Raw genomic sequence first — 11887 nt, forward strand, 5'->3', positions numbered from 1 at the left:
ACATCGGCAAAATTGTCATCGCCGGCGCGTGGCAGAAAATCGCCCCCGCGGACGAGGCTCCGGACCTGACAGAGAACGCCTAGACCACGCGAAACACAGTCAGACTCGATCGTCAACCGCTCCGGTTTCGGACAAACTCCGTGGCGATATTGATCAGTTCCGGAAAGATCAACACCATGAATGGGTCGGCCTGTTCGGGACGGGACCACTGCCGATGCTCCACCTGCTCGGACAACTCGCCGAGCAGGCGATTCGCAGGTGAGGACTCGGATGGACAGCTACTTCAGCAGCCGACGGCATCATGAGCTCAGGGCGACGGTCCGAGAGTTCGCAGAGCGTGAGGTCCGGCCCCGGATAGCCGAGATGGAGGCGTCCCGGACCGTCCACCACGAGCTGTCCCGAAAGATCGCCGAGCAGGGCTGGCTGGGTGCGACTATCAGCCAGGAGTACGGCGGTATGGGCGCCGGCCACCTGGCCAAGACGATCATCATCGAGGAGCTCTCCCGGGTCAGCGGCGCCATGGGCGCCATGGTCCAGGCCTCCCAGCTGGGCACCGCCAAGATCGTCCACTTCGGCAGCGACGAGCAGCGCAAGACCTGGCTCCCGGAGATCGCCGCCGGCGCGTGCCTGCCGACCATCGCGGTCACCGAGTACGAGTCCGGCGGGCACGTCCTCGGCATGGAGGCGAGCGCGGTCCGGGACGGCGACGACTACATCCTCAACGGCCAGAAGGTCTACGTCGGCAACAGTCACGTCGGCGATCTGCACGGTGTCGTGGTCAGGACCGGCCCCGGTTCCAAGGGGCTCACCGCCTTCCTGGTCGAAGCCGATCGCCCGGGCTTCCGGACCGGTCCGCAGCAGCCCGCGATGGGTCTGCACGGTTTCAGCTTCGGCGAGCTGATCTTCGAGAACTGCCGGGTGCCGGCCACGAACCGGCTCGGCGACGAGGGCGACGGCCTCGCCGTCGCGTACTCCTCCAGCGTGCTGTACGGACGGGCCAACCTCACCGCCGTCTCCCTCGGCATCCACCAGGCCATCCTGGAGGAGACCACGCGCTTCGCCTCCGAGCGCATCCGCTACGGAAAGCCGCTCCACGACCTGCCCACGGTGAAGCTGAAGCTGGGGCAGATGCAGTCCCGGCTGATGACCGCCCGGCTGGCCGCGTACCACGCCGTGCACCTGCTCGACCAGGGCCTCTCCTGCGACACCGAGCTGATGAACGCCAAGCTCGTCAACGTCGAGTCGGCGATCGACTCCGGCCGCAACGCCATGGAGATCCACGCCGCCGCCGGCCTCTACACGGACCGGGCCATCGAGCGGTACCTCCGGGACGCGCACCACATCTTCGCCCCCGCCGGCACCTCCGACATCCAGCTCCTGCGGCTGGCCGAGGTCGCTCTCGGCCAGGACAAGGGCAGCTGGTCGGAGCGGCTGTCCGAGCTGGTCCGCACCCGGGACCTCGAGCCGGTGCACGCCTGATCCTCACCCCCACGGGCCGGGAGCCCCGGTACGGCCACTGCCGTACCGGGGCTCCCGGCCGTCGTCGGACGGTGACGGTCAGAACACGCCGTCCTCGCGGCGGTGGATCTGCTCCATGAGCTCCGCCGCCATCGCCTTGATCGTCTCCAGGCCGGCACGGCCCCACGGCCGTACGTCGGTGTCGACCACGCAGATGGTGCCGAGCGCGACGCCGGTACGGTCGATCAGCGGCGCCCCCATGTAGGAGCGGATGCCGATCTCGTCCACGACCGGGTTCCCCGCGAAGCGCGGGTAGTCGCAGACGTCCTCCAGGACGAGCGCCTTGCGCCGCACCACGACGTGCGGGCAGTAGCCGTGGTCGCGCGCCATGAACCGGCCGACGCCGCCGCCCGCGGCGGCCGCGCCCAGGTCGCTGCCGGAGTGGGTGCCCTCGGGGGTGTGCAGCCCCGCGAAGAACTGCCGGTTCTCGTCGATGAAGTTCACCATCGAGAACGGGGCGCCGGTCACCTCGGCGAGCCGGTGGGCGAAGTCGTCGAACGCCGGGTCCGGTCGCTCCCCGAGACCGAGTTCGCGCAGCCGCTGCACGCGGGCGGGCGCGTCCTTGTCGATGGGGGTCAGCAGGAGGTGACCGGTCGGGTCGTAGGTCATGGCGTGGCTCCGTAGCTCGGCACGGTGTCCGGGATGGTGGTGAGCAGATGCTGGACGAGGGTCAGCAGGGTGCTGATGCCGGAGCTGGAGATCCGGGCGTCGCAGGTGACGACCGGCACCTCCGGCTTGAGGTCGAGGGCGGCCCGTACCTCGTCAGGTTCGTAGCGGTAGGCGCCGTCGAACTCGTTGACCGCCACGATGAACTGGATCCCCCGCCGCTCGAAGAAGTCCACGGCGGAGAAGCACTCCTGGAGCCTGCGGGTGTCGGCCAGGACGACCGCTCCGAGCGCGCCCTCGGAGAGCTCGTCCCACATGAACCAGAAGCGCTCCTGGCCAGGCGTGCCGAAGAGGTACAGGACGTGGCGGGCGTCGAGCGTGATGCGCCCGAAGTCCATGGCGACGGTGGTCGTGGTCTTCGACTCCACGCCCTCCAGGCTGTCGGTGGCCGCACTGACCGAGGTGAGCAGTTCCTCGGTGCTCAGCGGTTCGATCTCGCTGACCGCGCCCACGAGGGTCGTCTTGCCGACGCCGAATCCTCCCGCCACCAGGATCTTGAGCGCGGTGGGGAAGGGGTCGGCCGCGAAACTGTCGTGGCGCTCAGAGCCGTTGTCGTAGGCCATCGAGCACTGCCTCCAGCAAGGAACGGTCGGTTGGGTTGGCGTGGAAGCGGGGCGCCCGGGCGGTGAGCGCCCCGCAGTCCACGAGGTCGGAGAGCAGGACCTTGGTGACGACGGCCGGCAGCCGTAAGTGCGCCGCGATCTCGGCCACCGAGGTGGGCCCGCCGCACAGCCCGAGGGCCAGGCTGTGCTCGGGACCCATGTGCGCCTGCGGAGACGAGCCGGTCGCCATCACCAGGGACAGCAGGTCCAGGGCGGTGGTCGGCTTGGTCCGGCCGCCGCTCACGGTGTACGGGCGGATCAGCCGCCCGGCCGCGTCGTCGAGCCAGGGTCCTTCCTGATGGGACGTCACGTCTACTGCCCACGCCCGCCCATCGCGCCCGCGGCCTGGCGGGCGGGGGTGACCAGGTACGGCCGGACGCTCTTGACGAGCATCGCCATCTCGTAGCCGAGGACGGCGGCGTCCGCCTCGCGCCCGGCGAGGACGGCCAGGCACGTGCCGGAGCCGGCGGTGGAGACGAACAGGAGGGTGGAGTCGAGCTCCACGACCACCTGGCGGACCTCACCGCCGTCACCGAACCGGGCGCCCGCGCTGCGGCCGAGCGAGTAGAGCCCGGAGGCGAGGGCCGCCATGTGGTCGGCGGCGTCGGGGTCGAGACCGTGCACGGACTTCACGAGGCCGTCGGAGGAGAGCAGGACGGCGTTGCGGGTGTAGGGGACCCGCTGGACCAGCCCACTGAGCAGCCAGTCGAGATCCGAGGAATGGCCGGTCGGCGCATTGCTCGCCATGGTGATCTACTCCTTGTGCGCGTCGCCAAGACGCAGCGATTCGTGGGGGGCGGGCTGGGATTCGGCGAGGCCGATACCGCGCTGGAACGCGGCCATCAGACCCGGGTCGTGCAGGGCGTGCTCCTCGGTCCTGCGGGCCACGGGCTCGTCCCGCAGCTGCGGGACGATGTGCTCCTGTGCGCGCCTCTTGGGGAGCAGGGGCCTGCCGTCGTCCTCGGCACGGGGGGCCGGGGGGAGCGGCGAGAGCAGGTGGTCCGGCGGGCCCGCGTGGCCGGCGCCGGACGACTGGGCCGGTATCGCGGGACCGGTGTCCCCGTATCCGCTCGTCCCCTCGTTCGTACGGAGGTAGGGGTGCGAGCCGGGCACGGAGGCCTCCTCGTGACGGGCGGCGGCCCGCTCGGGGGAGGGCGAGGGTACGGACTGCGGTACGGGAGCGGCGGCGGCCGCTCCGTTCATGACGGCCGGCGCGGGCGCCTGCGCATGGCCGGAGCCGTGCACCGGAGCCTGGCTCGTACCGTGAGCAGGCGTCTGACCCGTGCCGTACGCCGCTGCCTGGCCGGCGACCTGCGCCGCGACGGGGGCGGGCGCCTGACCGGGCACGGAGGCCGGAGCCTGGACCGGGGCGTGGCTCGGGGCCGGGGCGGACGTGTGGCTCGGGGCCGGGGCCGTCGCCGGGGCTGCGACCTCCGGCGCGGCCTGCGGCTGCATCTGCACCTGGCCGGGCGGGATCGCCGCGGAGCCGGCGGTCGCGGCGGTCTGGCGCTCGTGCTGCGCGAGGCCCTCGGGGTCGGAGCCGAGGAGGCCCTGCGGGAGGACGAGGACGGCCTGGACACCGCCGTAGATGTTGGACTGGAGGCGCACGGCGATGCCGTGCCGGCGAGCGAGCGCCGAGACGACGAAGAGTCCGATGCGGCCGTCCTGGAGCAGGTGCGCGACGTTGACCTGGTCGGGGTCGGCGAGCAGGGCGTTCATCTTGTTCTGCTCGGTGACGGGCATGCCGAGACCCCGGTCCTCGACCTCGATCGCGAGGCCGGCCGTGACGTACTGGGCGCGCAGCAGCACGGTGGTGTGCGGCGCGGAGAACAGCGTCGCGTTCTCGACGAGTTCGGCGAGGAGGTGGATGACGTCGGCCACGGCATGGCCCCGGAGCGTACCGTCGATCGGGGGTACGAGCTTCACGCGCGGGTACTGCTCGACCTCGGCGATGGAGGAGCGCAGCACCTCGGTCATGGTGACCGGGTTCGACCACTGGCGGCGGGAGATGGCGCCACCGAGCACGGCGAGGTTCTCGGCGTGGCGGCGGATGCGGGTGGCCAGGTGGTCGACGTGGAACAGGCCCTTGAGCAGCTCCGGGTCCTCGACCTCGTTCTCCAGCTCGTCGAGGAGCTGGATCTCGCGGTGGACCAGGGACTGCAGGCGCCGGGCGAGGTTGACGAAGACCTCGACCTTCTGTTCGTTTCCGACGCTGCTGGAGAGCCGGGACGCCTGTACGACGGCGGCCACGGCGGCCTCGTGAGAACGTGTCAACTCGTGTGAGAGCAGATCGAATTCGTCGCCGGACACGGGGGCGGCCGGCTGCTCGGGGCGGGGCGGGGGGCCCTCTCCCCTGCGCAGCTGCTCGACGACCACCCGGAGTTCGCTCTGGCCGCGGGCGCTGGTGCGGCGCAGGGAGTTGCAGCGGTCGAGGACGGCCTTGGCGGCCCGGTCCGCGCCGAGCGCGGCGGCCGTCACGGAGGCGACGGTCAGGGCGGCGGCGCCGGTGAGCGCGGCCCAGAGGCCGGCGCTCGGGCTGGCTCCCGTGGAGCGGATGGTGAAGATGACGGCCGCCGCGCCGCCGAGGGCCACCGCGACGGCGGGAAGCACGGAGGTGCGCAGGAGTTGGGGGCGTATGCGGGCTTCGGCGGGAAGCGGTGCGGAGGTCTGCGCCGGGGGGTTGCTGTGGGTACCGGTGGCGGAGCGGGCGCCTGGCCGGCCGTGCCGCCCGCCCTCGCGTCGGTCGGACCGCGAGGCGGGTGCGCGAAGTTGAGACATGAGTGTCCTTGGTACGTGCCCAGGAATCGGCGTACTGCGGGGGTGTTCTGCAGGGGGGTCTACGGGGGAGGTGTTCTACAGACGTTCGATGAGCCTACCGATGATCATCAGCCACACACTGTAGTCGTCAACCGTTCATGTGCGGTGCGCAGTTGACAAACTTACCCGTAGACCGGGCCGGTCTGGTATCACCCCCGGGACGACTGGCCGAGAATGATCGACCGAAAGGCGCCATCAGGCCCTGACGGGGTCTCCGGCGAGCGGGAGCGGAAGGGGACGGAGGCGCCCCCACACCCCCGCAATCTGCGGAAATCGCCCCCTACCGGAATCCCTCGGAGAAGCTACGGCTCCCCGCACCCGCCGCCCCCTCGGCGCGCTGAACGAGCTCCGACGGCCCCCACCCCGGCGCCGCCGCCGGACGCCCCTGCCGCCACACGGGCCCCAGGATCCACGACGGCCCCGGGGGGCCGGATCGGGGTGCGCGGTGACGGTCGGTGAGAGCAGAGGCCGGCCGGCCATCTGCGGGGCGCCTCCGGCGCGTTGCGGTTCAGCCCTGGCAGCGGGCGAGCGTGCCGCTGTCCAGGGTGGACTTGTCGCCGAAGATCCAGCCTTCGGTGTCCGTGCCCGCGATGCGGGCGTAGATCCACTTGTGGGCCTCGGCGTTGGTGACGTAGCAGTGGTAGTAGACCTTCGTGCCGGAGTCGATCGCGGTCACGTAGGAGCACTTCGCGTACGGCCCGGTGTAGAGGTGGGTGTTCTGGGCCGCGCGGCCGTAGCCGTCGCTGCGGTTCTGGTGGGCCCAGCCGGTGCACGTCGTCGACACCGGGGTGGGCTCCTTCACCGTGGCGCTGGGCGTCGCCTTCGGGGAGGCCGACGGCTTTCCGGTCGGCTCGTCGCCCCCCGCGCCGGGCGCCGACGTGGGGCTCGTCGTCCGGTCCTCCTCCTGCTTCTTCGAGGGAGTGCCGGACGGCGTCTCGCCGGGGGTGCCGGCCAGCTCGCCGGGGGTGCTGGAGGTCAGGTCCCCCGGGGAGGTCGGGCCGTCGGTCGTCGGGCCCGCGCCGGGCACGCCGTGGTCGGTGGAGGTGCTCGGCGTGGGAAGCGCCGTGTTCGACGTACCGCCCTCGCCGTCTCGCACGTTCATCAGCGCATAGGCGACTCCGCCGCAGGTGAGCGCGGTGGCGGCCGCCACCGCGACGATGGTGCGGGTGCGGCGGCGGGCCCGGACCGCCGTGGCGCGGGTCTCGGAACGGCCGTCCTGACCGGCGGGCGTGCCGGGCGCCGTGCCCGGCTGCGGGGCCGCGAACGCGCCGGCCGGCATGGTGGAGGCCATGGGCTGGGCCGGCGGTGCGGCGAAGGCGGGGCCGAAGCCCGGCTGGGCGAGGGGCCGGGAGGGCGGCGCGGCGACGGCGGGGCCGAAGCCCGGCGGAGTGGCGGGCGGGGGCGTCGGTGCGGCAGGGAGGTCCACCGCCCTGCCACCGGCGACCGCCTCCAGCATCTCGCGCGCCTGCGCGGCGTCGGGCCGCTGCAGCGGGTCCTTCGCCATCAGCGCCCGCAGCACCGGGGCGAGCGGTCCGGCCTGCCGGGGCTCCGGCAGCGGTTCTCCGACGATCGCCGCCAGGGTGGACCACACCGACGTACGGCGGAAGGGGAAAGCGCCCTCCACGGCCGCGTACAGCGTCATGCCGAGCGCCCAGATGTCGGATGCGGCGCCCGGGACCTGGCCCTGTGCGCGCTCCGGCGGCAGATAGTCGAGAGAGCCGACGATCTGACCGCTCTGGGTCAGCTTGGCCAGGGCCTCGTCGCCCGAGGTGTCCATGCTGGCGATGCCGAAGTCGGTGAGCACGACCCGGCCTCCGCGCTCGAGGAGCACGTTGCCGGGCTTGACGTCCCGGTGCAGGACCCCGGCCCGGTGCGCCGCGTCGAGCGCGTCCATCAGCTTGGCGCCGATCGCGGCCGCTTCGCGCGGGTCCAGCGAGCCGCGTTCCGTCAGCACGTCGTCGAGGGAGGGCCCGTCGACCAGCTCCATGACGATGACCGGCAGTCCCCGCTCCTCGACCACGTCGTGGACGGTGACCACGCCGCTGTGCCGGATACGGGCGGCGGCCTGCGCCTCCCGCTGCATCCGGACCCGCAGATCGGCCAGTTCGGCCGGGGAGGCGTCCGTGTAGGCCCGGAGGACCTTGACGGCGACCTCGCGGTTCAGCAGCTGGTCCACCGCCCGGGCGACCACGCCCATGCCACCGCGGCCGATCGTCGCGGTCACGCGGTACCGCCCGCCCAGAACCTCGCCGTTCGCCCCCGTCACCTGTCACATCCCGTTCGTCGCAGTGCTCTGTATCCGCCACGTGGCGGGCACCAGGTTAGGGGGTTCGCGTGTGTGCGAGTGCACATGGGCCAGGCCTCGGCGCCGGGGCCGCGCCGCCAACAGCCCTGGTCAGCAAGACATCTCACCTGAGATCAGGACACACGCACCTTTGCCGCATCCAGAAACGCAGCGGCCCCGCCGAGTGGGCGGGGCCGCGTGGACGGCTCGTGAGCCGTCGGCGCAGGACTGACGTCACCTCTCGCCCGCGAGGTCGAGGTCGTCACTGTGCGTCTCCGCCGCGACCTCGACGCTCCGGGGGCGACGCCACGGGCGCGCGATCGGGTGGGACACCGCCTGCCACCACGCCTCCCCGGGCAGCTTCCCCCCGGGCTCGAAGGGCTCACCCGGCCGGGGGAACGCCACCGCCTGGCCGGCCTCCTCGGCCGCGTCCTTCGTCCACTCCCCCGGCTCCGCCCACGGGTGCGGGGCGAGGTTGAAGGTGCCCCAGTGGATCGGCAGCAGGACGCCGGCGGGACCGCCGCCCTGGAGGTCCAGATGGGCGCGCATCCCCTCGGCGGGGGTCATGTGGATGTCCGTCCAGAACTCCGAGTAGGCGCCGATCTGGATCATGGTGGCGTCGAAGGGGCCGTGGGCGGCGCCGATGTCCTCGAAGCCGGAGAAGTAGCCCGTGTCGCCGCTGTGGAAGATCCGGTGGGCGGGCCCCCGCACCACCCAGGACGCCCAGAGCGTGTGCTGCGTGTTCCGCAGGCCCCGGCCGCAGAAGTGCCGGGCCGGGGTCGCCGTCAGCCGCAGCTCGCCGACCTCGGTGGACTCGTTCCAGTCCAGCTCGCGCAGGCGGGACGCGGACACGCCCCAGTGCTCCAGGTGCGCGCCGACGCCGAGCGGCACCGCGAAGACCGTGTCGGTGCCCGCGAGCGCCTTGATCGTCGGCAGGTCGAGGTGGTCGTAGTGGTCGTGCGAGATCACGACCACGTCGACCGGGCCGAGCGCGGCGAGCGGTACGGGCACCGGGTGGAGGCGCTTGGGGCCGACGAAGGGGAACGGGGAGCAGCGGTCGCCCCAGACCGGGTCGAAGAGGACCCGGTGGCCGTCGATCTCCGCGAGGACGCCGGAGTGCCCCATCCAGGTCAGCCGAAGACCGGTGGCCGGGGGTTTGGCCAGGTCGGCGAGGGTGGTGGGGTGGACGGGGATCGTGCCGGTGGGGGCTCGGCGCGCGCGCCCCTCCTTCTCGAAGTAGATCTTGGCGAGCTCGAGGCTGGACCCGGAGGGGCCGCGTCGCGCCGGTTCGGGGTTCTGGAAGATCCCGTCCGCGAAGTTCGGCGAGCGGCGGATCCGGGCGAGACGCTCGCCCGTGGGGTCCGCGCCGAAGGACTCGGGGCGCAGCGCGCGCAGCCGCGCCCGCGGCGAACGGTCGGAGCCGGTACCGGTCACAGGACCTCCTGATCTCTGGGGGTCGTTCCATTATGGGCGGCCCACGCCGGAACGGTCCGGGGCGGTCGGTCGACCAGAACGGCCGAGGCTCAGCCCTCCCCCGCTGCCGGGCGGGGGAGGTACGGCACCAGCCCGTGCGCCCGGGCGCACGGGCTGGTGGAGGAACGGCTGCCGGCGAGCGCCGAACACTACGGTCGGCACCGAATCGGTCACAGACCGAAGTCGCCGGCGGAGGCCCGGCACCGCAGAGCCCGCGCCCGGCACCCCTCAGATCAGCTCGTAGACCGCCGAGACCGTGACCTGCTCCTCGATCTCGCCCGGTGCCAGCGGGACGCCCGGTTCGTCCGTGGAGGCCGCGGGGGACGCGCCGGGGCCGGGACGTACGGACTCGCCCTCGCTCAGCGAGACGAGCCGGCCGAGCCGGTGGCCGCTGAGCTGCGCGTGCTGCGCGGCCTTGTCGTACGCGTCCTTGTACGCGGCCTCGCGGGCCTTCGCGCGCAGCGCCGAGGGGTCGGCGACGTCGAAGACGACGCCGTTGATCCGGCCCGCCTCCCCGCTGGCGTCGTTGACGGCTCCGATGACCTGGCCGGTCCTGTCCAGGTCGCGGACCTTCACGGAGAAGGACTGGCCCGCCTGGTAGCCGGTGACCTTGCTGTCCCCGTCCTTGTTCTGGGTGTAGACGGGGGCGAGCGAGAGGCTGTCGGTGCGGATGTCCCGGTCGGTGATCCCCTGCCTGTGCAGCACGTCGAGCAGCGCCTCGGCCGCGGTGGACTGCACCGCCATCGCCTCCTTCGCCGTCGGGCGGGTGGCCTCGACCCCGGCGGACAGGATGGCCAGGTCGGGCGCGGCGGACGCGCGCCCGTTGCCCGTGACGGTGACCGTGGCCGGCGCGGTCTCCCCGGCGGGGGCGCGGAGGGCGGTCCGCCCGGGTGCGGCGGCCAGGGCGGGGGCCGTGGTGCCGGCGAGGAGGCCGCCGAGTACGGCGGTGGCGGCGAGCAGACGGGCGGTGCGGGCGGCGCTGGGCCGGCGGATCGTCACAGGCGGTCCTCTCTGGGGTGGGGGCCGGGGCTCCGGCGGGCACATCCCAGCACCCGGCGCCGCCGCCTCCCGCGCGCCACTCCTGACCGGCGGCTCCCTTCACCTCTCCGCACCAATCGTGCCCGGTCACGGGCGCGGGCTCAGGTCTGGACGAGGGGCTCGTACGCCTCGGGACGGAGTCCGAAGGTCCAGGCGACGCCCTCCCGCGCGGTCCGGGTCCGGGGCGGCACCCGCAGCCAGTACGTGCGGTGGGTGCCGTCCGGCTCGGGCGTGGAGTTGACGACCTCGACCATCACGACGTCCTCGTCGTCGGCGAGTTCGATCCGCCACAGGACGCCCGTCTCGTCGCTGTGCTCGTGCCGGGCCCCGGAGGCGGCGAGGTAGCGGTCGTAGCCGTAGTACTCCAGCATCACGCGCCGCAGTTCGGCGTTCTCCTCGTCGCGTATCCGCTCGGGGGTGAGGCCCGTGAGGCCGGCGAGGAACTCGGCCGAGACCGGCATGCCCCGCCAGGCGTGCAGGGCGAACCCGTCACGGAAGGCGAGCGCGGGGCCGTCGCCCCGGTCGAGGCGCCCGGCCTCGTCCCGGTGGAGTTCCACGGGCCGCTCGCAGATCACGACGGCGTTCTCGTACGGCCACCACCAGCCGGCGTGCTCGGCGACGGTGGCGAGGCCCGCGAGCCGTACGCCGTGTCCGTCGAAGGCGGCGAGCCAGGCGGCGTCGTGCTGGCCGAGCACCGTGTCGAGCAGCAGGAGCCGCACCTCGGCCGCGTCGGCGTCGGCCGCTTCCGTGACCCCGGCCCGTATCCGGTCCGCGAGGTTCCGCGTCAGGTCCCAGAGCTGGGCGCCGGTCGCCTGCCAGTGGTCGGCCCAGCCGGCCGGGCCGAGCACGTCGTGGAGGCGGCGGCGCTCCTCGGCCCACGGCCGGGTGCGCACCTCGTCCCGTACCGAACGGCCCCGGTCCGCCAGGCCCCGTACGAGCGTGACGGCGGCGAGCGGCGAGTCCGCCCAGAGGACGCGCTCCGGCTCGGCGAGGCCCGCCAAGCGGTAGGCGAGCCGGACGCCGACCTCGGCGGCGGCGCGGTCGGCGGGCCCGGTGGCGGCGGCGACCGCCCGCCACCTCTCCGCCGCGGTGAGGCGGTCCCTCTCGTACTCCTCCATGTCCTTCGCTCCTCTCCGGCGGACGTCAGTCCGCGACGATCCGGTACGCGCCGGGCACGTACTCCCGCTGCCGCACCACGCGGTACCAGCCCTTCGGGAGGGGTATCGGCGCGTGCTCCTCGTGCACCACCCGCCCGCCCTCGGGCAGTTCGAGCAGGAGCGGGCCGAAGGGGCCCGGCTCCCTCACGAGACGGCCGGGGCCGGGGATCGCGTGGGCGTGCCCGGTGACCTCGCCGAGGGCGAGGACCAGACGGCCCCGGCCGTCCCTCGGCTCCCCCGCCGCCTCCTTCGCCCGCTCCGGAACGGCCGACTCCGCGACGGGCACGATCAGCACGTCTCCCTGCCGGTACATGGCTCTCCCCTCCCCGTCC

Annotated in this window: 11 protein-coding genes; 1 reads left to right on the top strand and 10 read right to left on the bottom strand. The window is 73.1% G+C overall.

The genetic code is table 11. The features are described from left to right. Positions 1–270 precede the first annotated feature (270 nt). Entirely contained in the window at positions 271–1479 is a 1209-nt protein-coding gene (locus ACFYX3_RS19595; RefSeq protein ID WP_389014842.1) for an acyl-CoA dehydrogenase family protein, read from the top strand. Positions 1480–1557: 78 nt separating this feature from the next. Here ACFYX3_RS19595 and ACFYX3_RS19600 read toward each other — a convergent pair whose 3' ends face one another. The 10 genes from ACFYX3_RS19600 to ACFYX3_RS19645 form a co-directional block, all read right to left on the bottom strand. After that, positions 1558–2127 (bottom strand): GAF domain-containing protein, encoded by a 570-nt coding sequence (locus tag ACFYX3_RS19600; RefSeq protein WP_116157897.1) that lies wholly within the window; start codon positions 2125–2127, stop codon positions 1558–1560. Beyond that, positions 2124–2747 carry an ATP/GTP-binding protein gene (locus tag ACFYX3_RS19605; RefSeq protein WP_382652443.1) on the bottom strand — a complete coding sequence of 208 codons (624 nt, stop codon included), beginning with the start codon at positions 2745–2747 and terminating at the stop codon, positions 2124–2126. Before ACFYX3_RS19605 ends, ACFYX3_RS19600 begins: the two co-directional genes overlap by 4 nt. Further along, positions 2725–3096 carry a DUF742 domain-containing protein gene (locus tag ACFYX3_RS19610; RefSeq protein ID WP_376587522.1) on the bottom strand — a complete coding sequence of 124 codons (372 nt, stop codon included), beginning with the start codon at positions 3094–3096 and terminating at the stop codon, positions 2725–2727. Before ACFYX3_RS19610 ends, ACFYX3_RS19605 begins: the two co-directional genes overlap by 23 nt. A 2-nt stretch (positions 3097–3098) precedes the next feature. Beyond that, complete coding sequence (locus ACFYX3_RS19615; protein WP_389014847.1) at positions 3099–3533, bottom strand: roadblock/LC7 domain-containing protein; 435 nt, start codon at positions 3531–3533, stop codon at positions 3099–3101. A 6-nt stretch (positions 3534–3539) separates the two neighbouring features. Beyond that, positions 3540–5564 (bottom strand): ATP-binding protein, encoded by a 2025-nt coding sequence (locus ACFYX3_RS19620; protein WP_389014850.1) that lies wholly within the window; start codon positions 5562–5564, stop codon positions 3540–3542. Positions 5565–6111: 547 nt separating this feature from the next. Continuing rightward, a complete protein-coding gene (locus ACFYX3_RS19625) occupies positions 6112–7827 on the bottom strand; it encodes a protein kinase (RefSeq protein ID WP_389014853.1) in 1716 nt (571 codons plus the stop codon). 294 nt (positions 7828–8121) lie between these two features. Further along, positions 8122–9321, bottom strand: coding sequence for an MBL fold metallo-hydrolase (locus tag ACFYX3_RS19630; protein ID WP_389014856.1), 1200 nt, complete (start codon positions 9319–9321; stop codon positions 8122–8124). A gap of 267 nt (positions 9322–9588) precedes the next feature. Continuing rightward, a complete protein-coding gene (locus ACFYX3_RS19635; protein ID WP_382652434.1) occupies positions 9589–10359 on the bottom strand; it encodes an SIMPL domain-containing protein in 771 nt (256 codons plus the stop codon). 140 nt (positions 10360–10499) lie between these two features. Next, entirely contained in the window at positions 10500–11516 is a 1017-nt protein-coding gene (locus ACFYX3_RS19640) for a DUF6745 domain-containing protein (protein ID WP_389014859.1), read from the bottom strand. 25 nt (positions 11517–11541) lie between these two features. Further along, on the bottom strand, positions 11542–11868 hold the full coding sequence (locus ACFYX3_RS19645) for a hypothetical protein (RefSeq protein ID WP_116157904.1): 327 nt from the start codon (positions 11866–11868) through the stop codon (positions 11542–11544). Between the last annotated feature and the right edge of the window lie 19 nt (positions 11869–11887).

Origin of the sequence: Streptomyces sp. NPDC002463 (assembly GCF_042889835.1) — a bacterium.
GTDB lineage: Bacteria > Actinomycetota > Actinomycetes > Streptomycetales > Streptomycetaceae > Streptomyces > Streptomyces nymphaeiformis.

What these genes read in the sequence shown, in the direction of transcription:
- ACFYX3_RS19595 (WP_389014842.1), top strand. Translation starts at nt 271, where the DNA reads ATGGACAGCTACTTCAGCAGCCGACGGCATCATGAGCTCAGGGCGACG.
- ACFYX3_RS19600 (WP_116157897.1), bottom strand. Translation starts at nt 2,127, where the DNA reads ATGACCTACGACCCGACCGGTCACCTCCTGCTGACCCCCATCGACAAG.
- ACFYX3_RS19605 (WP_382652443.1), bottom strand. Translation starts at nt 2,747, where the DNA reads ATGGCCTACGACAACGGCTCTGAGCGCCACGACAGTTTCGCGGCCGAC.
- ACFYX3_RS19615 (WP_389014847.1), bottom strand. Translation starts at nt 3,533, where the DNA reads ATGGCGAGCAATGCGCCGACCGGCCATTCCTCGGATCTCGACTGGCTG.
- ACFYX3_RS19620 (WP_389014850.1), bottom strand. Translation starts at nt 5,564, where the DNA reads ATGTCTCAACTTCGCGCACCCGCCTCGCGGTCCGACCGACGCGAGGGC.
- ACFYX3_RS19640 (WP_389014859.1), bottom strand. Translation starts at nt 11,516, where the DNA reads ATGGAGGAGTACGAGAGGGACCGCCTCACCGCGGCGGAGAGGTGGCGG.
- ACFYX3_RS19645 (WP_116157904.1), bottom strand. Translation starts at nt 11,868, where the DNA reads ATGTACCGGCAGGGAGACGTGCTGATCGTGCCCGTCGCGGAGTCGGCC.